Below are 23,482 nucleotides of genomic sequence, written 5' to 3'. Positions count from 1 at the left end.
AATACAAAAGAGCACCTTTCAGGCGCTCTTTTTGACAAGGAGTTTCTCAATGAATGTATGCCGGACATGTCAATGACTCACCGTTTTTATCTATTGATATATTTAATATATAATGAATTGCTTTATGTGACCACATTTCAGGTGTAGGAGATTCTTTTACATATTGAGGTGCACATAAGTGAAGCATTGGAGTGCTAATACTGCCACCTGGATCTAAAGCAACTACTGCCATACCATTTGGCAGTTCCATTGCCATTGACTGCGTGATACCTTCAACAGCAAACTTCGAGGCACAATATGGCGCAAGTTCAGCCTCGCCTTCTCTTCCCCAACTAGAGCTCATGTTAATAATAATTCCTTCTTTCCTAGCTATCATCGCCGGGACGAACGCCCTAATGACATTTACTACCCCGTTCACATTTACACTCATTACACTTTCAAATTCTTGTGCGGTAACTTTCCATAGAGGTGCATTTTGATTAACAATCGATGCATTATTTATTAACATATCGGGAGCCCTATACTTATTAAGAATACGACTTGCCCATTTACTAACTTGGTGATGATTTGAAACATCAATTATTTGAAAATCATGTGAAGCACCGTAATATTTATTAAGTTCTTCAATTTTATTTTTTGAGCGTCCACACCCTGCTATGTTCCACCCCAATTCATGAAACCTATCAACCATTGCACGTCCTAACCCTTGCGTTACTCCAGTAATAATTACAAGTTTCCCAATGTCGTTTCGCTCCAACTTCATCTCCTCCTTTCCATTAATATTACTCTTTTTATTCTTATTCAACTTCTCACTTAAGTATCAATTCATTTCATACTTTAGAAGTATTTTTGATATTACATATTACAAACAAAAAGAGTAACCATCATAGTTACTCTTTTTGTTTGTATCGTTATTATTTTTAAATTGTATCTTCTATTCCCTACATTTCTCACATCGATAAATATAGGTTACACCTTAATGAAAGTATATTTATGTTTACGGTTCGATTTATCCAAATACTTTTCAATCCACTTTTTCAACTTAACAGAGCCCACCTCTATCAATAAATTTCCACCTAGTCTTATAACATACTTTTATTTAAATTCTCAATCTCATTTTGTAACTTTTTAAATTGCTCAAAATGCATTGTTATAGATTGAATACTATTCCTTTCAACATTTTGCTTTACTAATAAAACGCCTGTATCGTGAAAAATTGCTTCAAGTTCTTTCCTTATAGATACTTTCGTAATATATGCGGTTTTAATTGCCGATAAAATTGCTATTTCATTAAACTTTAATTTTATTTCATTAGGACAAAATGCTTTTTCGATCAATGTGACATCATTACTATAAATATAAGCAATAAGTTTACTTGATTCTGCATCTGTTAAATCGACTGTTTTTATAACATTATCCATTACATTTTGCCTCCTTTAATTCCATATATATTAATTATTCAAATTTATTCTTTTTAAAATTCAGCTCTTCATTAATTTTAACATACTTTTTGCTCGATTGATTAAACAAAGCTTCAAACATTTTTCTATTCCGGAATATTTGTCAAATGAACCAATTAGACTATACCTTCATATAGTAATGCAAACAATTACTTATAAAGCAGGTGAAAATTATGCCCTCAGTTGTTGGGAATTTAGTTGTACAAAATAGTAACGGATCTTTCAACTTAGGTGATTTCTACAATGTTTCTCCAAAAGAGAATACGAAAGCTTATAACGGCTCTGGCGCATCTAACGTTGGTTTCGTAGTGAACACTTTTAGTGGGGTTAGCGCGACTAATACATTTGATTCTGATCTAGCAGATCAAAACCAAGTTGGTACGGCCTAACCAGATCTGTAATCATTTTTGTATAACATTTTAAAATTTGTCTATACTATACTCAGGCTGATACACAGCTATCATTGATTTTTTGAGTGCCAATCTTTTTCTCCCTTTCCCTGGGACTAAGCAGCTAGCTTGCAGCTAGCTGCTTTTTCATTTAGTTCTTCACCTCTTCAAAAAATTAGGTTTTAACAGGTAGCCTGACTCACAGCCGAATTTTGAGGTGTGAATCTGCCTGTCCGTAAATAGCTAGATAAATTAAAGAAGCTAAACTTCAAAATTCAGCTTCTTTTAGGTTACATCAATTATGTCCATTGCAGAAAATATATATGTTTTATAAAATGCATCTGTACATTTTACAATTTGTTGAATTGGATTTATATGAACCACTGTCATATAACTCGTAAGTATGTATCCTTCTTCAAAATATGTCACTAACATCTCTTCTTCAGACAATAATGAAGTTAATAATTTGTCTGAAATGCTGTCTTTCGCTTCATTTGTTATTAGCGGTCTTTGGACTTTTAATTTCTCTCCAATAATTTTTTTCATACTTAATAATTGTTCCGACATTACTGTAAACGGAACCCACTCTCTTCCTTTTTCCTGTATCTTTACATAATTCATTTTCTTTACTCCTCAATTTTCTATATCTATCCATTCTTGAACTACCCCACTTTCACTTCGTTTAGAAGTGGGGGATTCCTAAGTAAAGAGTTCTATCGAACTCTAATTTATTAGGCTATCTCCGCAGCCCTTGCGGTTAGAAGCCTTATCGCTTCATTCTTTATCCATCTCTTATTTATACGTAGCGTAGCTTTCCAATTCAAAACTATTTATGAATTTGTAGACATCTCCACTTCGAAAGAACATTCGTTCTAACTATACACGAACGAACGTTCTTACGGAAGTGCAACATGTAAATTTTTCAAACAAAATGCAACTTTAATATATGAAGTTTATTCATACTCATTTATTAGTCCCTTTTATTAATCAAATTTCTTTGCACTTCCTATCGCATCATAGAATACGTGTAGCAACAATAAAAGCGACTCCACCTAATGTGAAGTCGCTTTTATTGAACTAATTATATTTCTAATTTTACTTTTCTATCCTAACTAACGTTCTTTCTGTAATACAAATTTCAGCTACATCTCATTAACCATCCTTCAACAAAAGCATACACTTTTATTATGAACGAACTCACAAAGCTTTAGAAACTTATGATGTAAAACAATTCATTCCTCATAAGTTTCATACATATCGACAATTACTACCATTTATGCTGCTATTTGCAGGCAGTAAGATTCACACTCATCAATTTTTCACTTTCTTTATTGAATATGCTTGGGTTGCATTATAATATGTAATTCTCTCTCTGTTTCTGTTTTTTTCGGATTCCGATAATATTCCAGTTTATATTCTAATACTTCATACTCAACCATCCCAATCTTTATCCCTTTTGTTTCTTTTAATACAGCTAATAGAACGCTTATATTTTCATTAGATGATTCAAAAACTTTCCCTCCGCCTTCTCTCTTAAAAATAACTTTCATATATTCTCCCCCAAATTAATTTAATAATCTAGTAAATATAAAAATATTCATCCTATTTTAATAAAGTGAAGGCTAATAATCAGTGGGGGTTTTACGAGCAGTAAGACTCCCACAAATAGCGGGATAAATAATTCTTATCATCATTAAGAACATCTTTTTGTACTAAATGTTCAACATGTCACTTCCTATAAAGTTAATTTATACTCCAATAAATATGATATGTACCATTCTTTAAATTATGTCCTCAATTCACTCTCCAAGAAAATATATTTAGTTTATATTTAACAAAATTAATTAACTAAAACATTATCATTTCAACATTTTGCGAATTTAATTGCTTATTCCTTTTATCTACATCCAAATTTTCCTATTGTAATTCTTAATATTTAAATGTAATATTGTATTGTCTTACTATCTATTTATAACTCACACACTAACGCGAAAAGGGAACTCTATATGAGTTCCCTTTTCTATTGAAAACAAAAAAACAGAAATATAGCATTATGCTAAATCTCTGTTTTTCTTCTAAACCTTATTTCTCATCTAAGAATTTAAATGTATCTTTAAATTCTTTATCTGTTACTTTAATATCTGCTTCTTTCAATAGATCATTGATTACTTGTTGTTTCCATTTACCTGTCGCATCTTGCAGTCTTTGTTGTTCTAAATCTTTTCGAATCGTATCTTTTACTTCATCAAATGGTTTCAATTCTTTTTTATCCGTCACTTTTATTATATGATAACCATAAGATGTTTTTATTGGCTCACTTACTTGTCCTGCATCTAATTTATACGCAGCTTCCTCAAACTCTTTCACAGTTTGACCAGGAGCAAAACCAGCTATTTCTCCGCCCTGTTCCTTTGAACCAGTATCTTCCGAATACTGTTTCGCTAAAGCAGTAAAATCTTCACCATTATTTATTTTCTCTTTTACTTCTTTCGCAGTTTTTTCATCTTTCACTAAAATGTGACTTACCTTCATTTCAGGTTTATGGTTATCTTTCACATCTTTATCTGTGACAGTCGCTCTAATCGCTTTCTCAAGTGCAATTTCTGGCTTCATTCTCTCTTTTAATTCATCTTCATTCTTTAATCCCACTTGCTCTAAAGCCACTTTAAACTTGTCACCCATTTGTTCCTTCGCTGCTTCTACTTGTTTTTTAGCTTCTTCATCTGAAACTTTATATTTATCTAGCAATGCCTTATTTAACATCATTTGAGATAAAGTACTTTTTCCATATGTTTGCCTTAATTCTTTACTTAACTCTTTCTCTGTCACGTTTCCTACTTTTGATGTTGCAACATTTTCTGAGGAACCACACGCAGACAATGTTAGCGCCACACATGCAATAATAGTTCCCATAAATAGCTTTTTCTTTTTCAATTCAAATACCTCACTTTGATAAATGTATATTAGGAACTATACAGCGCTATTGTGAAATCAATGTGTTTTCTGCAAGTATTTCTCTTCATGCCAGAGACAAGCTTTATTAAATAAAAAAGCCGGCATAAATCCGACTTTTAACATCATTTAATCTGCACATGTTCTTCTTTGATCCATTTGTTCCCACCTATATCTATATATCCATCTTGACGATTCCAAATACGATAAGGAACCCTCCCATCGACCGCACCTGTATCATTCCCGTTTGGCCCATCGTACGTTCTAATTTCATATCCAGGTGTATACTTTGAATATGCATAAAACCATTGTACATTAAAATGTTCTAACTTAGCCCACTGTTGTTCACCACCTAAACAAATCATATCTTTTTCGCCACCTCCCCAATAACCTTTATAGATTAAATATGGGATTTTTTTCGTAAGTCTTCCTATAAATTGCGGATTCGCAGGATTTTCATATAAATTAATTCCGTATCCATCATCATATTTTGAAACTGCAATACCAATTCCATTTGGTCGCTTACTGTCTCCAATACTAGATTGATTTGTTTGATTTGAACCTATAAACCAAGAAAGATTTTTATTCCCAATTAATTGATTCAAATCACATTTTCCAATACCAGGAACATTTCCTGAATCAGTATATTGCCAAATATCACAAGGATATGCTGGTTTATTCCCTCCATAACGAGGAATCCAAATAAAATCAGCATCAATATTGCGAGCTCCAAATGATACATACGTGTGATGTCCTACATATAAACCAATTTTTTTTGCACCTAATCGGCGTAATTCATCAATAAATGCTTGAGTCCCGCCTTGCATATCTACCATTGTTTGAACTTCTACATCTGCCACCCAAAATTTAGCGTTTTTATCGCCACGATTCCAAAAATCTTGTGCTTCTTTTTTTGCATCTGAAATAGATATAAAACGGCAAAATGCATAATTCCCAAATGGGATACTACGTTTCTTCATTTCTTTCACATAACCTTGATACATAAAATCGATCGTATTCGAACCATCTTGAACTCTAGCAATAACTAAATCTAGCTGAGACGCTGCAATATCCCAATTAATATTTCCATTCCATTTCGAAATATCTACAATATAACCCATTACTAATCAACTCCTTTTTATTATCTTATTCAAAGCTTGTTTTATTGCTAGACCCATACGCCTAATAGCAAGCTTCTATAAGACAAATAAATATATTTTCATCATTTTTTAAAACTAAATAATTTCTTTTTATCCATAATAAATAAGTCCTTCTTTTTTTGCATTTGTAAACGATAAACTTGCGTTTATTTCATACTAAATATTGGAATAAAACTATAAATAATGTACATACTACATATAAGCAATTTTTGCTTATACTCATGAATGACCTCCAAGATTTTTCAATCTCCCTGTAAAAGGCAGCTAAAAAAAGCTGCCTTTTTACAATTTATTATATAGAGACAAGTTAATTAACGCTTATTCCCTCATATTAGTCTGTTTTTAAGCTTTTTATAAACATGATATATATTTTTCACAACACTATTTTGATACGTAATAGAAATTACATCAACTCATACAGTATATGTAATAATCAACTACAATAAAAATTACATATTATATTAATATGTCTTCCTAATTAAAAGGAAATAAACATATAACCTCTGTTATGTAAGGAGTTTATTTAATGAAAAAAATCCCTATCGTATTCAAAGTTCCCCCGGATTCAAAGCTAAAAGTTACATTCTATGGTCCTTGTAACGAAGTAATTACAAATGTATCTTTAATTAATCAACTACTCACCACTACCTGCCAAACTGTATCTCAATATCCAGACTTCAAGAAATATATAACTGAAGTCCGATCATTATCAAATTGTTAATCGTATAATTTTATGATTTATCATTTCGAACAGTACGATAACAAAATAATAAAAAGAGCCGCATCTTTCAAAAGAAACGGCTCTTTTTCATTTCACAAAACATGACTTCATTAAAAAACTAAAATAACTCATTAATTGATATTCTGTTGATATTTTATTGATATTTTACACATATTAATGAAATGCGCATATATTATCGTATGGAGATTCTCCACTCATAAAACCTATCTTTTTTTGAGCATACTTTATTTGTATGCTCCTTTTTTATTCTTTACTTAACGGCTTACCCTGTTAATATTTCCAAATATCATCTGAACGAACATTGAATATTTCAATCTTTTCTTATTATGTGCTATGAATATAAGTTTAATAATTTATCTGTAGCTACATTTTCAGTATCACTTAAATCGACAAAATAATGAAGTTGCCACAATTGACTCTTCTTAGCTTGATTACTAATAGGTTTATCCCAAATAGGGTAAACCCTCATAGCCATTTTCCCTTTTTGATTTTGAGTTTTTAATATTTTTTCTTTTAGAAGAATCTCTTTTGGAAAAATAAATTGTCCTAGGTTATTATCCGCTATACAAGTGATAACTAAAAGGTTAGGAGCTGAATCATAAGAAAATGCCTGATTGCTCATGGAGGCATTCTTCTCCCAAAAAGAAACAAATTGTCCAATCTTATTAGGCGTAATTTTTGATACCCTAAATCGGATGCTTCTATTATTTAGCTGGAATACCCCTCCTGCATATTCTGAATTTTGCTTTTCTTCTTTTCGTTTAGTAATTAATAGATTATTAGGTTTGTAAATCATTTCATCTAGTTTTTCAATTATATTACTAAAATTTGTCATGTAAACGCACCTTTTTTATTTTCCAGTATACCAAGAACGTTCGTTCTTGTATATTAAACTTAAACAAATGTTGGCTTTGAATAGTCTTTCAAAGATTATTTTATCTACTCCATCCATAACTTCAAATTTACTTTTATAGTATTTATTACATTACTCTTCCAATTCCTTATATTCTTCATTATTTCATTAATATATTAATAAAAAACGAGGTACATATTACATGAATCCATCCAAAATTGACTTCGGCTCCATAGAGCAACCTTTATTCCTATTAATTTTATATCTTATCGCAATTCTTTTAACACTCGGCATTACATTTAGTATATGTCATTCCCTTTTACTAAATTTAAATGCACCGAGATGGGTAGCAAAACTGTTAGCTATCATATTAACTCTAGGTGTTGCTTATCAAGTGTTTATGAACTTATTTTAATATATTACCAATTTAACACCTTTAACTAAAAGGCCCTACCATAAGGTAGGGCCTTTTTTAAAAAATAGTCCATAAATCACAAACATGTCTTTTATTTTATTGGAGATGGGAATCTTGCAGCTTCAAAATGCGTACTAATAAATCCTGGATCATTTTGTATAATCAGTCCATCTACATCACTCTCAGCAAAAATTTCAACTACATCTCCTGCATGTAATTGAAGTATTGTTGAAACAGCTACGACATTTGCAAAATTGGGTGGACCAAAAAAGTCATTATCTATCGCTATAGCTGGATTATCATTTACCCGAATTTCTACACGCGCTCTATAATTCGTATTACTATCATTAGGTGCAAAGCTGATTGTACCAATAATAGAATAAACCCCTCTAGTCTTCGGAATAAAATCTGATGTTACTGGATTATATTCATTCGCTAAATCAAACTGTTCATTTTGGAATAATACTTTAACAAAAGTATTTGCAGTGACATTTTGATCTACTGTACTAACCGCTCTAAAAGCAGATGCCCTTACAAGTTTATCTTTCTCATTATCACAACACTTATCGTAATAATCTGTACTCTTCTTACAACAAGTATGCTTTGTCTTTTTATAGCCATTGCAATGCTTACAATAATAATAAGACATATTTATATCCCCTTTCTAAATCTATTGTTGTATACTATGCAAAATAAATTTAAAAAGTTTGGACGAGCTATTGCTATTATAAAATTAAAAAACTCCACCGAAAAGCAGAGTTAATAAATTTTTTTCCTTTTTAATATTTATACAATTGGAGATGGGAATCTTGCAGCCTCAAAATGAGAACCGTCTTCTGTACTACTAATAACCCCATCTATACTACTTTGTGCAAAAATCTCGACAATATCACCTGCATGTAATTGAAGTATTGTTGAAACACTTACGACATTACCGAAATTTATCGGACCAAAAAAGTCGTTATCTATAGCAATTGACGCATTTCCATTCACTCGAACTTCTACACGCGCTCTATAATTTAAATTTGTATCGTTCGGAAAGAAACCAATCGTCCCAATTACGGAATAAACTCCTCTAGTCTTCGGAGTAAAATCTGATGTTGCTGGGTTATATTCGTTCGCTAAATCAAATTGTTCATTTTGAAATAATACTTTAACAAAAGTATTAGCTGGAAGGTTTTGATTAACTGTATTTACAGCTCTAAAAGCAGATGCTCTTACAAGGTTATTCTCCTTATGATCGCAAGAACAGTCATCACATCTTTTACCGCACTTATTATAATAATCACTTCTTTTTTTACAGCAATCATGATTTTTCTTTTGGTAACTCTCACAATTCTTACAGTAGTAATAACAAGACATATATAGTGCTCCTTTCTAATCTACTACTGCATAATATGTATGCTAGACTTGAAAAGTTTGGACAGGTTATTGCGATTACAAAAATAAAAATGCTCCACCATAAGGCAGAGCGAAGAGAAAGTATAACTTTTAAAAACAAAGCACTCATGTAATATTCTGGTTAAATCAGTAATACAAATTATCTAGTTTCATCAACTCGGATTTTCAGAAAAAACTCCTCTGTACGATTTTATTATTATTGAATAGATTATATTGTTAAGTGAGATATGCAATATTTCATATTTTATTATTTCAATATTCCTTTATTATCGTTGAGTTGTAAACATTCTCTTTAAAACACTTTAAAATCAGCACTTACTCTATAACAAATACTTTTCCATCCTTTAGAATTACCTGTAAGCATTATATTCAAATATTATTATTGTAAATTATCGACCTGTACAAACGTATAATTTTTGTGTATTCTATGGACAAGGAGTAAGGTAAGAGTTACTCTTTGCCTTTTTTCATAAACTAAATCGGTAAGATCCCCTAACTAGTAAGCTTTCTTTACCTAAACATCATGCATTTCTTTTTGCATACACCGCTACTCTTCTTCGACTGTTTCGTTTACAATCATCAGACACTATTTAACAGTACATAGTTCATTTATCCAGCACTTTCAAAACAACTTGTACACCGTTAAAATACTTCATGCACTACAAATAAATTATCCGTTCTTGTACAGGATGAGTATAAATTTTGGAATGTCCTGATATTAAATTACTTACAAGGTTTCATACCACTTATACTTTTGGAGACGGGAATCTTGCAGCTTCAAAATGCGTACTATCTTCTACATTACTAATAACTCCAGCTACGCTACTTTGTGCAAAAATCTCGACTAAATCCCCTGCACTCAATTGAATTATGGATGAAACAGCTACAACATTAGCAAAGTTTATTGGACCAAAAAAATCATTATCTATTTCATAGACACCATTTATCAAACACTCCATGTTTCTTCACCTCTTGAATATTTTTTAAATAAAAATACATACTACTTTCAAGTCGTCGTATCCACGGCTAGTACTTCTTTCTTTTGTTACAGTAGTAAGCAGGCAGGTTCTTCACCTATCTGCTTTCTCTGTATATTTTTTTAGATATCGAAAACACTACCTACAAGCTGTTTGAACTAGCAGCTTCACTCTTCTTGTAATGGGAAAGCAATTTATCACAATTAGCTAACTCATTCAACTCACAGGCAGACAACCAAAATTGTTGTCTGCTTTTTGTATGGAATTTTTCATTTTGCATATACTACTTTTGAGCCTGTTTACCAACGCAAGCCATTTTGGTGTTTTGAATTCCGACTAAGCTTTTATGTTGCACAGATTATTACATCTTTGACAACACTGGTTAAAAGCGCGTTTTCTGGTTATTCGTAGTTCTAGTCCAGAATAATTTTCCTCCTATAAAGGACAGCAGGTACGACCGCTCGTCCTTTTTTATTGCCCCAAATACTTTTGTAACAATTCCAACGCTTCATTAATGCTCCCATTTAAATCATCAAGTTCAGCATCTTCTGGACACTCCTGCAAAATCACTACCGCTCGACTTATAACATCTTGTAACTTTTCGATATCGATAGAAGTTGTAATAATTCCCTCTTGTTCTTGCGAATCAGCTTTACCATAGCCATTGTGCATGGACATCGGGTTTTCTAGCATCTAGCTCACCCCCTTAAAAAATGCAGGATTTTCCTTTCCATTATCGAATTAGTAATGTTTGAAAAGGGGGTGTAATATGGCAGAAATTAAAGTAGGACTTACACAATTTTTAGATTTCACACTGAAAAGTAGTGCAGCTAAAACAAACTTTGCGAAAAATCTAAAATCTCAACCGGAATACCAACCAGCTTTTGATTACTGGAAACAATTACGAGACACTGTTATTAAATTTCATCAAAACGAACTACCTTTTGAATGTTTCGAAACATTAGTGCAAACGGTTGATCAGAAGAAAAAGCAAAACTACATTGATGTCATAAAACAGTACAAAAAATTTATTAAAAACAAAGACGTCTCTTGGTTCGATCCAGGTAAATCACATTGGATATCAGATGATTTAATCGTCCGCTCATCACCTGAACTCGGTTTGCTCATTAATGATGAGCCGCATCTTATCAAACTGTTTTTCAAAGGAAAAAAAGAGCGAATTGATAAATACAACATCAACTCAACGCTGACATTATTAAACGAATCGACATTTTCAAATGAACATAACGATGTGAATTATACGGTTCTTAACATCCAAAAGAACAGAATGTATACGAATAACTCTATTAATAATGATCATTTAATAGCGCTTGAATCAGAAGCTAACCAGCTTTGTTATATATGGAATAAGATGTAAAGAGTACTATTCATCTCTTTCAATACCTTTTCCATGCATAATTTGGGCACAATTTTCACAGATCCTATCAGTTTAGCCCACCCTGCATTGTTCCTCACGAACAATGCAGGGTGGGCGTTTTTTCGAAAATAGTTTCTTTCACCATTTCCGCATCCTAACTCACCTCCTCCGAAAGAGTGATATAATGAGCTCTCTCCACTAAATCAGCGTTATCCCCCTGATTTTTAATTGATGAAGAAGTTCTTCGTTTTTTAGAACATGCAAAAAAAAACGTTATTATATCGCTTATCTTCTTGCTATTACATGTGGAATGCGTAAAGGTGAAATTAATTATGTTCATTTTAATAAAACACATAAAGATTCCTTACCTAAGCCAAAAGGAGATGGGCCAAATGGTGGGCGATTACAATCTCATCATGGATTACAACAAGAATGGGCAAAAAATAATTTCAGTCAGTATGGGTATGATTCGAAACTTGCTCCAACAATAACTGTCGAGACTGGAAAAGGACTACCACATACAATCATTACTAATGCTCAAACTGCGAGACGAAATGAACGGGTGGCTTCAGGGGTAGGGAAATGGAGTACTACTTTACAAGAAGAAATGCAATTCATGGTGGGTGATTTAACTAAAGCTGGTTTTTCACGTGATACTACTAGCCAAGTTCTTGAACAACAATACAAGATGCTAGATAAACTAGGAGTTAAATATGAAAGGATTGATTATTAATGAACAGATTAGATAATATCAGTAGTGTGTATAGAATTGATGCCAAAAAATCTCCTTCGAAAGAAGAAGAAATTAAAGCGCTTCAGGATTTTTCAACAATAGATGTACCTACAGAATATATAGAAATAATTCAGCTAACTTCAGACATTGAACTTAATGTTAACGACCAAATTTATATTCGAATTTGGGGAGCTTCGGGGTGCATTGAAATGAATGAAGCTTATGAAGTGCAGAAATATCTCCCGAATTCACTCGCAATTGGTGATGATGAAAGAGGCGGTGCATTAATCTATCTACAGGGTAAAGATGGTTTTGGAATATACTATAACAGATTCGCAGATTTGGATATTGAGGAGGCAGTGAAAATTGCAACATCGCTAACCGAATTATTAGAAAATAATGTAGGTGTGAATACTTTATTAGACATTTAAAAAATTTAGAGACCTTGATTGGCTTGCCTTTCAAGGTTTTTTATTGGTAACGATATAGGTTTTGTAACAACTATGCTATTTTTTACAAATGTTTTAGATTCCAGTGTATGGGGGTAGTGACAGAGTTGTTGTCATAGACCGCAAAGTATGATTCGATAAAATTATAAAAAGTGCACCGTACACTTTTTGAAAAAGGTTTACCGATGAAATATGATGAAATAAATGAGTACTATAGAAAACAGGCGGAACAAAACGCCATAGAGAAAACTAAGGAGACTCCAGAAGATGGAGAACGTAAGAAGCAAGAAGATCATCAAAAGCTAATGGAAAATATCTATGGAGAAGAAATGATAAAAAACGGTGAATTAAATATGAATAAAGAAACATTTGGAGAATAAATAAGAAAAAAGCCGCCCAACAGGACGGCTTTTTTTACATTACTTAATCGTTACATGCTCCGCTTTAATCCATCGATTACCACCTATATCAATAGCATCTAAGTGTTTACCCCAAACACGATAAGGAACCGTACCATCGATGTTATCAATATGATTCGTACACTCAGGTTCGCTATGAACCGCAATTCCGTATCCTGGAGGATATTTAGAGTATGCGCAGAACCATTGCACATCAAAATGCTCTAATTTCGCCCACTGCTTCTCGCTACCTAAACAAATCATATCCTTATCACCGCCACCCCAATATCCCTTAAAAATAAGATACGGGATTTTTTTCGTGATATTTCCTGTGTATTGCGGATCAGCAGGATTCTCATATAAATTCACGCCATAACCATCTGCGTATTTTGAAGTTGCGATTCCGATCCCTCCAACTTTCTCATTATCTTGTTGCGGTTGTTCTTTTACCTTTTCAGTAGTTTGTGATTGGTTCGTAAACCAAGCTAATGACTTGCTACCCACAAGATAATTCAAATCACATTTACCGACACCAGGTACATTTCCTGTTTCCGTGTATTGCCAAATATCGCATGGATACGCTGGTTTATTTCCACCATAACGCGGAATCCATACAAAGTCATATTTCACGTTTGCCATTCTACATAATCAATTGCTTTATGATCTATCCCTAAATTAACAAGTGCCTTTCTTGGCGCTCCGATTCCTCCGAATAATTCAAGTATTTTAATCAAAGCCACCCCTCCCTTCTTGCTATTAAAATAGCGTTTTTATTAAATTTCCTAAATACAACCGCTTGTTCATTACACTTTGCTCTATCATTGCATTTACTATTAGTAATACGAACTTTTAGAGGTGAATTATATTGGACGAGTTTTTATCTTCTACTGCATTAAATCCGTGTTCGATTGGGCCGACACTTCCACCTATGCAACCCTTTCAATTCCCTACAGGTCCCACTGGTTCAACAGGTACTACTGGACCGACCGGATCAATCGGGCCAACTGGGAATACGGGATTGACAGGGAACACCGGACCTACTGGTATTACTGGACCTACTGGCGACACCGGTTGATTTCCCGCATTATTGTTGGTCCTCTCCATATACCAGCTTGCTTCCATTCCTTTTTCATTTTCCCGACATAAGAAGGACTACGATCATACATAATGCTAATATCTTTATCTGGAATGCCTTGTTGATTCAATTCGCGCACACGCTCCGGAGTAAGTCCGATGGGTTTGTCTTTTCGTTTTCCACCGTGCTCTATCGGTTGTGTATCAAAATATCTACCCAACTGACGTAATTCTTGGCCAGTCGGGCAATTTTGACAGACACTAATACTGAAACACTCTTTTTCCGAACGATTGTAATAACACCTTCTGCATTTCTCCTCAATAATATCGCCAATTTCGTATGTGATTTGGATGCGTTCTACTTTCGTTTTACTCATTAACTGAATTATTTCACATACACTATTCACTATCGATGCCATTCTTCTCTTCACCCCTTGAATAATTTTTCCAAATCAATACATACTATTTTCAAGCCGTCATATTCACGGCTAATACTTCTTTCTTTTGTTACAACAGAAGCAGGTAGATTCGTCACTTATCTGCTTTCTCTGTATATTTTTTTAAATATCTAAAAGACTACCTACAAGCTGTTTGAACTAGCAGCTTCACTCTTCTTGTAATGGGAAAGCAATTTATCACAATTGACTAGCTCATTCGACTCGCTGGCAGACAACCAAAATTGTTGTCTGCTTTTTGTATGAGATTTTTCATTATACATATACTACTCTTGGGCCTGTTTACCAATGCAAGCCATTTTGGTATTTTGAATTCCGACTAAGCTTTTTTATTGCATAGATTATTACATCTTTGAAAACACTGGTTAAAAGCGCGTTTTCTGGTTATTCGTAGTTTTAATCCAGAATAATTTTTCTCCTATAAAGGACAGCAGGTACGACTGCTTGTCCTTTTTTACTTATACTGCGTACTTTCCTTTTGGGTAGCCTCGAACAACATTGCTCACGCTGCTCCCCTTTTCCCATTCTGCAAACCTTTGTAACCAAGCTCCCCAACGTTCTTGTATGGAAGGATATTGATTTTGACAGACGTACCTTATCTGTTAATCATTCCCTCTCGCATATTACCAAAGAGTTTCATGAGCCTAAAACATCTTCAGGAAAGAGATTAATTGTTTTACCTGAAATTACTCTGCTGGCTCTTCAAGGACATCTTCAAAAAATCAATGAAGAAAAAGAACGGTATGGCGATGGAAATAATAATTATGATTTAGTTTGCCCAACCTATAATGGTAACCCGTGCAATTTCAGAAGTTTGACACAGCTCCTGAAAAAGCTTATAAAGAAAAGTGAGGTTCCTAATATTCGTTTGCAGGATATAAGGCGTAAATCCGAAAATCGTAAGTAAACGATTAGGACATAAAAGAGTAGGGATCACATTAGACACCTACTCATATGTATACCAGACCTACAAGAAAAAGCAGTCGAAGATTTTGCAGTTACGGATTTTGCATAAAAAATACTAGCTTATCCGTGTGACATTGAGAGGAGTCAAAAACATGAAAGAAATCAAATCTGAACAAGAATTCAAAGACATCATCGCAAGCGAGGAGCCAGTAGTTGTTAAGTTCTTTACAACATGGTGCCCGGATTGCGTGCGTATGGACAACTTTATCGGAGATGTAATGGAAGAATTCAATAAGTTTGAATGGTATTCTATTAATAAAGATGAATTCCCAAGTATCGCGGAAGAGTATCAAGTAATGGGTATTCCAAGCCTGCTTGTTTATCAAAATGGCGAGAAGCTTGGCCACTTACATAGTGCTAACGCAAAAACTGAAGAGCAAGTTACTGAGTTTTTAGAAGCATACTAAGAAACGAAAAACCTCTGAAAATATTTTCAGAGGTTTTTTCGTTTCTTAGTATGCTATTTGTATTTTTCTCTTTATAGAAAATGAACATTTTTATATTATTCTCCTCTTCTTATCCACTAATTTTTTATCATTTCTTATATATTACTCCCACGAGGAATTACGAAGAGTTATTTTGTGAAATATATATATGAATGGAATTATGCGAATCATTATTCACGCCACCTTCTCCTATACCATAATCATCGTTAATGGTTTAAACAATTTTCCGCTTTGTACTTTTCAACATTTTTTTCCTTAACGAAACTTTGTTATCCCCTTCTTAAAAAGCTATAAAACGTCAACAATGTTTGTATAGACCCACACGAGTTTCGTTTGATACTCTATGTATAGAAAGAAATTCCTTGTAGAAAGGCGAGTGATTAAAATGGATTCTCTTTCTCATAAAGAAGCTGATAAAGGTGCTATTGTCAGCATTATAGCCTACATATTTTTATCCTCTATGAAAATCATCATCAGTTATATTACCCTCTCTAGCGCATTACGTGCTGACGGTTTGAATAACTTAACGGATATTGGTGCTTCTTTAGCAATATTAATTGGCCTGAAAATTTCTCGTAAGCCTCGTGACCCAGATCATCCATATGGGCATTCGCGTGCAGAACAAATCGCATCACTTGTTGCTTCCTTTATTATGGCAACGGTCGGATTAGAAGTTGTTATTAGTGCAATTCAATCGTTTTTCAATCCGAAACAAGCAGCACCTAATGTACTTGCTGCATGGGTAGCTTTATTTTCTGCTGTCGTTATGTACGGTGTATACAAGTATACGAAAAAGATTGCAATGCGAACAAAAAGTAAATCATTAGAGGCTGCTGCAAAAGATAATTTATCAGATGCTCTTGTAAGTATTGGTACAGTAGTAGGTATAGTCGGAGCACAGTTCCAAATGCCTATTTTAGACCCTATTGCAGCTTTACTTGTCGGTCTTATTATTTGTAAGACCGCGTGGGAAATTTTCGTAGAAGCTTCTCATATGCTAACGGATGGAATTGATCCTGAAAAAATGGATGAATACGCTGATGCTATAGGGCATATTTCAGGTGTAGAACATATTGTAGATATTCGTGCTCGTATGTATGGGAACCAAACGTATGTGGATATTACAATTGAAGTAGATGCTCGAATGGATGTTAGCGAAAGCCATTGTATTACTGACAATATTGAAGATATGCTTCGAAAAAAATTCGGAATTTACCATGCTCATATTCATGTGGAGCCCATGCAAAAAGAACCTATTATGACATAGGTTCTTTTTTAATGAACGCCTTATGAAATATAATACATAAAACGAGCCAGCTACCGCCCGCTGCCCATCCGGCTAATATGTCAGATGGATAGTGCACGCCAAGATAAATTCGGCTAACTGAAATAGATAATACAACGAAGCTTGCTATAAAAATAATCAGCAACTTTTTATGCAATGAAATACGATCTTCTGTAATTGTGACGTATGCAATAAATCCTAAAAAAGCAGTAGCATTCATCGTATGACCGCTCGGAAAGCTATATCCAGTTGCTGTAACAAGCTGCGTCACATCAGGTCGTGCTCGTTCATACCATAGTTTGAGCATACTGTTCAAATAACGTGATCCGTAATAATTAATTGTTAGAAGTAATGCACTTAATATTTTTTTCTAAGAAGAAAATACATTACAAGTATAATGAGTAACGGGAAATATATTCTTTTTGAACCGATAAAGGACACCCAAGTAAAATAGGTTGTCAAATACTCGTTTCGGAAACTTTGAATAAAGTGTGCGACTACATTATCAAATTTTTCAATACAAGCGGTATGATACGAAAGTGATAGTGCGACAAAACAAATGAGTAGTGTACAACTTAAAAAGTATAAATGTCGGTATCGTTTCACATACATAACCTCACTATGCAAAAAAATGGAGCGGTTGTTTTAGTTTTCCTCTCCATTTCTTTTTTATGCATAGTTTATTAAAAAATATTATTGTTAATTTTTTGCTGCATCGTTGGAATATCTTCGTTTGTTACTGTAAAGCGAATAACCTTCTCATCAAGATCAAGTGCTTCTGCGAATAAACCAGCCAATCCACGTGATTTTCTATCTACTTCCATAATAATTTCTAATCGGTCGTGGGCACTTGGCAAAATTAATAATTCTAATTCATCTAATTTCCCATAATACTCTCCGGAAACTGGAATAAACTCAAATTCTTGCGCGAATGGAACTTGCTTACGTAATCGATACGGTAATTCTTCGCATTCTACATGACGCGCTTTAAAACCTAATTGATTTACACTATTTAATACACTGTTCAATAGCGCATTCGGCAATACTTGAATATAATCACGGTCACTTGGATCAATACTACGTTTAATATCAAGACCTGTATGAACCCAAACCGTTTTCATTCCAAGTGTTAGTGGTGCTTCAATTGGCATTAAAAACGAAAATGGAATTTCCACTTTTTCATTTGGCTCTACAGAAAATGGATCTGTTAAACGAACTCGCTCTAAATCATACGATGCAGTTACTTTTTTATCATCCACTTCTCTTACATATGACGTCGACAACGTTAAGTAAATGCTTTCAATTTCTTGGCTAACTGAACCTCCAGTTATATGAACCTTCCCTACTATCTCTTCTCCAACTGTATACTCATCTCTTTCAAGAACAGTATCTACTTTTGCACTTCCAATTCCAACGCTTGCTAAAAACTTTTGAAACATGGGGTCTCCATCCTTTCTAAAGCGTAAGCTACATCTTTTTTCAAATCTTGTACATTTTCATAGTATGGTGCTTTCATTTGTAACATTCGCATCAGCATGTCGCGATTATATTCTTCCAGCACTAACTCTTCATACCAAGGTTTTTCCTTTTTTTCAGTCGATTGATAACTAGCATACAATAAAAATAATACGAAATGACCGAGCGCATAAAAGTCGCTACGAAAGTGAACTTCTCGCATCAAAGCTTGTTCACCTTCATAAGTTATAGCTCGCTCATCACCCTCACCTTTCAATTTAGCCAATCCAAAATCAATAATACTAATCTGATTTTCTTTCATTAATATGTTTGGAATACGTAAATCTCGGTGAATGATACCTTTACTATGAAAATACGAAACAATTCCTAGTACTTCATATAAAATTTCAAAAACTTCACGTTCATCATATACTTGCCCATCTAAGAAAATATGATCTTCGAAATTTTCCCCCGGCATATACTCCATCACAAAAAAGTTCTTTTTCTCCCATATGAAATGGTCATGTAGCTTAGGAATTGACGCATGATTTAATGTTTGTAAAATCACTTTCTCTTGCTCAAATGATTTTCTACCAGACTCATATCTTTGTTTACTTTGCCTTAATTGTTTTAAGACTTTATATTTATTTATTTGTAAATCATTAACGACATATGTAACCCCATAACTGCCCATTCCAATTACTGATTCAATCTTATAACGCTCTGCAACGATTGTATTTTTTCGCAGTGGTCTATCAAATAAAGCTAGTATACGACGCCATTTCATCAGCTACTTGAAAAGAAACTACGGCTTTTACGTTTTCTTTTATAATGCTGATGCCCATAACCAGATGAACGTCGTTTATTATCGCTACTTGAATATGAGCGCCCTCTATGACGATAATCACTACTTGAATACGAACGATGTTTTTTCTTTCCTAATAAAGAATCAATAATTTTTTTGAACATCCCTTCACCTCTTGTATAAAATTTTCTTTTAATTATACCAACAATTCTTGTCTATATTTGTGACAAGTTTGTAAAGAGTAAAAAACGACGAGTTAAGCCCGCCGTTACTTTCAATCTTCCTCTTCATCAAAAACTTCATCAATCATGCATTTCTCTAATAAATACTCAAATGTAATATCTGCCAGGTCCTCAATTTCTTCTCTTTTTGGAACGTACCCTCTTTCAATTAGTCGCTCATAAAAAAACTCCGCAATCTCTTCCGTGTCAATTACGACTTCAATTTCCTTCATGAGCATCACTCCTTTATTTCTGTTTTATGAAAAAAATCTCAAAATTATGTATATGAGATTAGAAAAATAGTTTTTCTTTTTTATAAGTCATATCATGTAGGTAAAGGGCATACGATGTTAGTACAAGCTATCCAAAGGGGGAAATAATAATGGAATACCAATATGAAGTAGATCAAGAAGTAGGGCAAACAAAAGAAGAGTTCATGCATGAAGATCAATGGGCAGACTCTCTTATTAAATGGCTTTTTATTTTTTAATAATTGTAGGCATACCTTATACTGCATATGTTGTTGTTCAATTTATTCTCTCTTTCTAGTTAACTATTTTTTCTCTGTCAATTTAACTAAATAATTTTGAACAACATCCATAACAATTTTATATTCTTCATCTTTAAATGTATCGAATAATAAATGATAATCATTATAAATATCTAATAACCCATCAATAATTTCTTGGCGATTCGTCTTTACACTTACTTTTTCGAATTGTTAATCGACTTCAATTTTCCTAAATCCAATTTATTCATACCAGCTTTATCTTGTTTCATTTTCTTCAAAATTGCATTTGCCGTTTGTGCATTGGCAAGTAATGTTAAATCCGATTCATCAGCTTCTAACCATTCACCATCAGTAATTCGTGACAATTCATATATAGTATCTTCCCATGCATCATTTTTATATCTCCATACTTCTGTACGAAAACCAACAATACGAAAAACATCTTTATCATATCCAGTTACTTGCACGAGATCACCAAACGTAAAGTTATAATTTAATTCAATCCACTCTGTGTCGCCCTTTTTCATTTCTTGCTCTGTAACATGCTGCAAAGTTTGTTCTACATAAAATCCATCGTGATTATTTACTTCGTATACGTAAACTCCATCTAAAACTTTCATATTTGTAACTTTCCCAACGGTTCCATATAGCGTAATCACGACTATGTCTCCTACGTTATATTTAGGTTGTTTTTTCCTTGCCATCAATATCTCTCCTTTTTTAAACGTCGTGATTTTGATAACAGTATATGCAACCTACATAAAAACGCTTATCACATAAGCTTATATTCATAAATTTTTTCAATAAAAAAGTAGAATTTGTATATAACTTAAAAAAGCTAGTATTTAAACTAGCTTTCACTTTTCATTTATGTTCTAACAGCAAGACGTATTGTAAATAAAAAAGCATAATGAATACTTCACTTCTTTCAAAGTAATGTATTCATTATGCTTTCATTTCCCTAAAACTCCATATCGTTATCTCTCTTGTATATATAAATCCCATGCATCATCAAATATAGACATACTTTCTAGCATTCCACTTAACTCTAAGTATGAACTAATTACATCATAGTCTTCAGATTGCTTCGGAAAACTTAAATCATCATACATCGCCTCTGCTAAATCTGATATTTCATTTTTAAATAAAGCTGCACGGTGCTTCATCATATAATGGTAAAATGTCTTTTTCAAAAATATTCCCTACCTTTCTAACTTGGGTACATTATACAAGGCAAAAAAGAAAAAAACCAGCATAAAAGCTGGTTAGAAGTCGAAATAATTCCTTTTTAATAAACGTGGTCTTCCCATCAACTCTTCGTATGTTAGTTGTTTTGGCAAATCTTTCGTATAAATTAAAAACAACTGATCTTCAATTTCTTTTACAGTATGGTCTGCTTGATAGTCCATTCCACATGAGGAACAAGTAATACATGGTGTCTCTTGGATTTCAATGGCTTTCGTACCATCTGGTAATTCCCAATATACAGTATTCAAGCTTTCTTTCGCTTCTGTACTGTCACACCACATACAATTCATACTACGTCACCCTCATTTTTTTTGTCATCATCTAACTTTGCTATTTGTGCTTGATATTTTTTATCTTTTAATTGATCACGCTTATCACGTTTATCTTTTAAAGAAGCATGCGTTTCATTGACTTCATAATCTTTGCGGCGATTCATACGTTGTAAATCATCTGGAACAAGATTAAATTTCTTATCACTCATCAATCCTGCAACGCCGATATCAGAACGTTTCTCTTCATAAGTCGGATAAATTTCTTTAAAGTAGCCTTCTGCTCTTCCTGGGATATAGTTTTCTGGTTCTGGATACGTTGTAATAACCCCTTCAAAGTTACGAAGAACAACTTTATCCGCACTTTGTGAAATTAAATAGTTTGGCTGAAGCGCAATTTTTCCGCCTCCACCCGGTGCATCGACAACGAAAGTTGGTACTGCATAACCAGACGTATGTCCACGTAAGCCTTCAATAATTTCAAGACCTTTCGAAACTGGTGCACGGAAATGACCGATACCTTCTGATAAATCACATTGATAAATGTAATATGGACGAACACGAATTTTCACTAAATCATGCATAAGTTTTTTCATAATTGGAACGCTGTCATTAATTCCAGCTAAAATTACAGCTTGGTTTCCAATTGGAACACCTGCATTTGCAAGCATTTCACATGCTAGTTTCGATTCTTCTGTAATCTCAATAGAAGTGTTAAAATGAGTATTTAACCATACTGGATGGTATTTTTTAATTATGTTACACAGGTTTTCTGTAATACGCTGTGGGAATACAACTGGTGCTCTCGTTCCGATACGAATAATCTCAACATGCGGGATTGCTCGTAAATTCTTTAATACATATTCTAAAATTTTATCATTAATTAGAAGTCCATCACCGCCAGAAATTAAAACGTCACGTACTTGTGGTGTTTCACTAATATAAGCAATCGCATCATCTAATTGCTTTTTCGGTACGCCCATTCCAATTTGTCCACTAAAACGACGACGTGTACAGTAACGACAATACATAGAACATTGATTCGTTACTAAAAATAGTACACGGTCTGGATAACGATGAGTTAATCCTGGAACTGGTGAATCTTCATCTTCATGAAGAGGATCTTCTAAATCATATTTTGTTTTATATAACTCTTCCGAAATCGGTACTGATTGCATCCGAATCGGACAGCGTGGGTCATCAGGATTCATTAGCCAAGCATAGTACGGTGTAATGTTTAACGGGATCGTTTTCGTTGAAATTTTAACGCCTTCTTCTTCGTCAGGTGTTAAGTTAATTACTTTCTTTAAATCATCTAAAGTTTTGATCGTATTCGTTAATTGCCAAACCCAATCATTCCATTGTTCTTCTGTAACATCTTTCCATAATTCAATATCCTTCCAGTGACGATTTGGTTTGTATACATCATGTAACATTGCT

At 33.5% G+C, this 23,482-nt stretch carries 28 protein-coding genes and 7 pseudogenes; 12 read left to right on the top strand and 23 right to left on the bottom strand.

Annotation, left to right across the window (positions count from 1 at the left end; genetic code table 11):
* Positions 1–46: 46 nt before the first annotated feature.
* On the bottom strand, positions 47–757 hold the full coding sequence (locus JFU54_RS27395) for an SDR family oxidoreductase (RefSeq protein WP_002085764.1): 711 nt from the start codon (positions 755–757) through the stop codon (positions 47–49).
* A 325-nt stretch (positions 758–1,082) separates the two neighbouring features.
* Positions 1,083–1,421: a hypothetical protein gene (locus tag JFU54_RS27390; RefSeq protein WP_002031841.1), complete on the bottom strand. Its 339-nt coding sequence runs from the start codon at positions 1,419–1,421 to the stop codon at positions 1,083–1,085.
* Positions 1,422–1,633: 212 nt separating this feature from the next.
* Here JFU54_RS27390 and gerPF point away from each other — a divergent pair, with 212 nt between their 5' ends.
* Positions 1,634–1,849 carry a spore germination protein GerPF gene (gene gerPF, locus JFU54_RS27385; RefSeq protein WP_001141569.1) on the top strand — a complete coding sequence of 72 codons (216 nt, stop codon included), beginning with the start codon at positions 1,634–1,636 and terminating at the stop codon, positions 1,847–1,849.
* Between the two features lie 285 nt (positions 1,850–2,134).
* On the opposite strand, the gene JFU54_RS27380 is transcribed toward gerPF, so the two are convergent.
* From JFU54_RS27380 to JFU54_RS27365, 4 genes are all read right to left on the bottom strand, one after another.
* Positions 2,135–2,470, bottom strand: coding sequence for a YolD-like family protein (locus JFU54_RS27380; protein WP_002085766.1), 336 nt, complete (start codon positions 2,468–2,470; stop codon positions 2,135–2,137).
* A 707-nt stretch (positions 2,471–3,177) separates the two neighbouring features.
* A complete protein-coding gene (locus JFU54_RS27375) occupies positions 3,178–3,399 on the bottom strand; it encodes a hypothetical protein (protein WP_201067197.1) in 222 nt (73 codons plus the stop codon).
* A 532-nt stretch (positions 3,400–3,931) separates the two neighbouring features.
* Complete coding sequence (locus JFU54_RS27370) at positions 3,932–4,783, bottom strand: peptidylprolyl isomerase PrsA (RefSeq protein WP_002031835.1); 852 nt, start codon at positions 4,781–4,783, stop codon at positions 3,932–3,934.
* Between the two features lie 143 nt (positions 4,784–4,926).
* The gene (locus JFU54_RS27365) at positions 4,927–5,922 is read right to left on the bottom strand and encodes a glycoside hydrolase family 25 protein (RefSeq protein ID WP_012260898.1); all 996 of its coding nucleotides are present in this window, start codon (positions 5,920–5,922) and stop codon (positions 4,927–4,929) included.
* Positions 5,923–6,487: 565 nt separating this feature from the next.
* Here JFU54_RS27365 and JFU54_RS27360 point away from each other — a divergent pair.
* Entirely contained in the window at positions 6,488–6,682 is a 195-nt protein-coding gene (locus tag JFU54_RS27360) for a hypothetical protein (protein ID WP_201067195.1), read from the top strand.
* 352 nt (positions 6,683–7,034) lie between these two features.
* On the opposite strand, the gene JFU54_RS27355 is transcribed toward JFU54_RS27360, so the two are convergent.
* Positions 7,035–7,538 carry a MepB family protein gene (locus JFU54_RS27355; protein ID WP_002141670.1) on the bottom strand — a complete coding sequence of 168 codons (504 nt, stop codon included), beginning with the start codon at positions 7,536–7,538 and terminating at the stop codon, positions 7,035–7,037.
* Between the two features lie 220 nt (positions 7,539–7,758).
* Here JFU54_RS27355 and JFU54_RS27350 point away from each other — a divergent pair, with 220 nt between their 5' ends.
* Positions 7,759–7,971 (top strand): hypothetical protein, encoded by a 213-nt coding sequence (locus JFU54_RS27350; protein WP_002031831.1) that lies wholly within the window; start codon positions 7,759–7,761, stop codon positions 7,969–7,971.
* A 91-nt stretch (positions 7,972–8,062) separates the two neighbouring features.
* Here JFU54_RS27350 and JFU54_RS27345 read toward each other — a convergent pair whose 3' ends face one another.
* From JFU54_RS27345 to JFU54_RS27330, 4 genes and pseudogenes are all read right to left on the bottom strand, one after another.
* On the bottom strand, positions 8,063–8,620 hold the full coding sequence (locus JFU54_RS27345) for a hypothetical protein (protein ID WP_002065254.1): 558 nt from the start codon (positions 8,618–8,620) through the stop codon (positions 8,063–8,065).
* 137 nt (positions 8,621–8,757) lie between these two features.
* Positions 8,758–9,333, bottom strand: coding sequence for a C1q-like domain-containing protein (locus JFU54_RS27340; protein ID WP_201067193.1), 576 nt, complete (start codon positions 9,331–9,333; stop codon positions 8,758–8,760).
* 785 nt (positions 9,334–10,118) lie between these two features.
* Positions 10,119–10,304 (bottom strand): annotated as a pseudogene (locus JFU54_RS27335) (hypothetical protein); the annotation flags it as partial.
* A 516-nt stretch (positions 10,305–10,820) separates the two neighbouring features.
* Positions 10,821–11,042 carry a hypothetical protein gene (locus JFU54_RS27330; protein WP_040963065.1) on the bottom strand — a complete coding sequence of 74 codons (222 nt, stop codon included), beginning with the start codon at positions 11,040–11,042 and terminating at the stop codon, positions 10,821–10,823.
* Between the two features lie 76 nt (positions 11,043–11,118).
* Between JFU54_RS27330 and JFU54_RS27325 the strand changes: the two genes are divergently transcribed.
* The 4 genes from JFU54_RS27325 (at position 11,119) to JFU54_RS27305 (ending at position 13,289) form a co-directional block, all read left to right on the top strand.
* On the top strand, positions 11,119–11,727 hold the full coding sequence (locus JFU54_RS27325) for a hypothetical protein (protein ID WP_201067191.1): 609 nt from the start codon (positions 11,119–11,121) through the stop codon (positions 11,725–11,727).
* A 310-nt stretch (positions 11,728–12,037) separates the two neighbouring features.
* A complete protein-coding gene (locus JFU54_RS27315) occupies positions 12,038–12,460 on the top strand; it encodes a hypothetical protein (RefSeq protein WP_201067189.1) in 423 nt (140 codons plus the stop codon).
* The gene (locus tag JFU54_RS27310) at positions 12,460–12,891 is read left to right on the top strand and encodes an SMI1/KNR4 family protein (protein ID WP_201067187.1); all 432 of its coding nucleotides are present in this window, start codon (positions 12,460–12,462) and stop codon (positions 12,889–12,891) included. The genes JFU54_RS27315 and JFU54_RS27310 overlap by 1 nt, the downstream gene beginning before the upstream one ends.
* Before the next feature lie 203 nt (positions 12,892–13,094).
* Positions 13,095–13,289: a hypothetical protein gene (locus JFU54_RS27305; RefSeq protein ID WP_012260894.1), complete on the top strand. Its 195-nt coding sequence runs from the start codon at positions 13,095–13,097 to the stop codon at positions 13,287–13,289.
* 39 nt (positions 13,290–13,328) lie between these two features.
* Here the strand turns inward: JFU54_RS27305 and JFU54_RS27300 are convergent.
* Together JFU54_RS27300 and JFU54_RS27295 are read right to left on the bottom strand one after the other, a co-directional pair.
* Positions 13,329–13,940: pseudogene (locus JFU54_RS27300) on the bottom strand (N-acetylmuramoyl-L-alanine amidase); the annotation flags it as partial.
* A gap of 5 nt (positions 13,941–13,945) precedes the next feature.
* A pseudogene (locus JFU54_RS27295) lies at positions 13,946–14,041 on the bottom strand (DNA (cytosine-5-)-methyltransferase); the annotation flags it as partial.
* 131 nt (positions 14,042–14,172) lie between these two features.
* On the opposite strand from JFU54_RS27295, the pseudogene JFU54_RS27290 reads away from it, so the two are divergent.
* A pseudogene (locus tag JFU54_RS27290) lies at positions 14,173–14,379 on the top strand (exosporium leader peptide-containing protein); the annotation flags it as partial.
* Here the strand turns inward: JFU54_RS27290 and JFU54_RS27285 are convergent.
* Positions 14,363–14,800, bottom strand: coding sequence for a hypothetical protein (locus JFU54_RS27285; RefSeq protein ID WP_242489454.1), 438 nt, complete (start codon positions 14,798–14,800; stop codon positions 14,363–14,365). The pseudogene JFU54_RS27290 and the gene JFU54_RS27285 overlap by 17 nt on opposite strands.
* Positions 14,801–15,527: 727 nt before the next feature.
* On the opposite strand from JFU54_RS27285, the pseudogene JFU54_RS30280 reads away from it, so the two are divergent.
* From JFU54_RS30280 to JFU54_RS27270, 3 genes and pseudogenes are all read left to right on the top strand, one after another.
* Positions 15,528–15,851, top strand: a pseudogene (locus JFU54_RS30280) (site-specific integrase).
* Positions 15,852–15,894: 43 nt separating this feature from the next.
* Positions 15,895–16,209: a thioredoxin family protein gene (locus JFU54_RS27275; protein ID WP_000658777.1), complete on the top strand. Its 315-nt coding sequence runs from the start codon at positions 15,895–15,897 to the stop codon at positions 16,207–16,209.
* A 424-nt stretch (positions 16,210–16,633) separates the two neighbouring features.
* Positions 16,634–17,515, top strand: a complete 882-nt coding sequence (locus JFU54_RS27270) for a cation diffusion facilitator family transporter (protein WP_002085782.1) — start codon at positions 16,634–16,636, stop codon at positions 17,513–17,515.
* Here the strand turns inward: JFU54_RS27270 and JFU54_RS27265 are convergent.
* The 5 genes and pseudogenes from JFU54_RS27265 to JFU54_RS27245 all read right to left on the bottom strand — a co-directional run bounded on the left by JFU54_RS27265 (position 17,505) and on the right by JFU54_RS27245 (position 20,247).
* A pseudogene (locus JFU54_RS27265) lies at positions 17,505–18,139 on the bottom strand (phosphatase PAP2 family protein). The gene JFU54_RS27270 and the pseudogene JFU54_RS27265 overlap by 11 nt on opposite strands.
* A 77-nt stretch (positions 18,140–18,216) precedes the next feature.
* Complete coding sequence (locus tag JFU54_RS27260; protein ID WP_002189520.1) at positions 18,217–18,972, bottom strand: sporulation protein; 756 nt, start codon at positions 18,970–18,972, stop codon at positions 18,217–18,219.
* On the bottom strand, positions 18,954–19,775 hold the full coding sequence (locus JFU54_RS27255; protein WP_002031735.1) for a serine/threonine protein kinase: 822 nt from the start codon (positions 19,773–19,775) through the stop codon (positions 18,954–18,956). The genes JFU54_RS27260 and JFU54_RS27255 overlap by 19 nt, the downstream gene beginning before the upstream one ends.
* Entirely contained in the window at positions 19,775–19,957 is a 183-nt protein-coding gene (locus JFU54_RS27250) for a hypothetical protein (protein ID WP_002141661.1), read from the bottom strand. Before JFU54_RS27250 ends, JFU54_RS27255 begins: the two co-directional genes overlap by 1 nt.
* 110 nt (positions 19,958–20,067) lie before the next feature.
* Positions 20,068–20,247, bottom strand: a complete 180-nt coding sequence (locus JFU54_RS27245; protein WP_002012644.1) for a YozD family protein — start codon at positions 20,245–20,247, stop codon at positions 20,068–20,070.
* Positions 20,248–20,396: 149 nt separating this feature from the next.
* Here JFU54_RS27245 and JFU54_RS30435 point away from each other — a divergent pair, with 149 nt between their 5' ends.
* A complete protein-coding gene (locus JFU54_RS30435; RefSeq protein WP_374100994.1) occupies positions 20,397–20,504 on the top strand; it encodes a DUF3930 family protein in 108 nt (35 codons plus the stop codon).
* Between the two features lie 63 nt (positions 20,505–20,567).
* Here JFU54_RS30435 and JFU54_RS27235 read toward each other — a convergent pair.
* From JFU54_RS27235 to kamA, 4 genes and pseudogenes are all read right to left on the bottom strand, one after another.
* A pseudogene (locus JFU54_RS27235) lies at positions 20,568–21,229 on the bottom strand (hypothetical protein).
* A gap of 273 nt (positions 21,230–21,502) precedes the next feature.
* On the bottom strand, positions 21,503–21,718 hold the full coding sequence (locus tag JFU54_RS27230; protein WP_002085796.1) for a YozE family protein: 216 nt from the start codon (positions 21,716–21,718) through the stop codon (positions 21,503–21,505).
* Between the two features lie 72 nt (positions 21,719–21,790).
* A complete protein-coding gene (locus JFU54_RS27225; protein ID WP_002085797.1) occupies positions 21,791–22,063 on the bottom strand; it encodes a YokU family protein in 273 nt (90 codons plus the stop codon).
* Complete coding sequence (kamA, locus tag JFU54_RS27220) at positions 22,060–23,478, bottom strand: lysine 2,3-aminomutase (RefSeq protein ID WP_002012651.1); 1,419 nt, start codon at positions 23,476–23,478, stop codon at positions 22,060–22,062. Before kamA ends, JFU54_RS27225 begins: the two co-directional genes overlap by 4 nt.
* Positions 23,479–23,482: the final 4 nt, after the last annotated feature.

Origin of the sequence: Bacillus sp. TH19, from assembly GCF_016651075.1 — a bacterium.
GTDB lineage: Bacteria > Bacillota > Bacilli > Bacillales > Bacillaceae_G > Bacillus_A > Bacillus_A mycoides.
The sequence above is the reverse complement of the archived record's forward strand: the minus strand, read 5'-3'. Positions and strand labels throughout refer to the sequence as shown.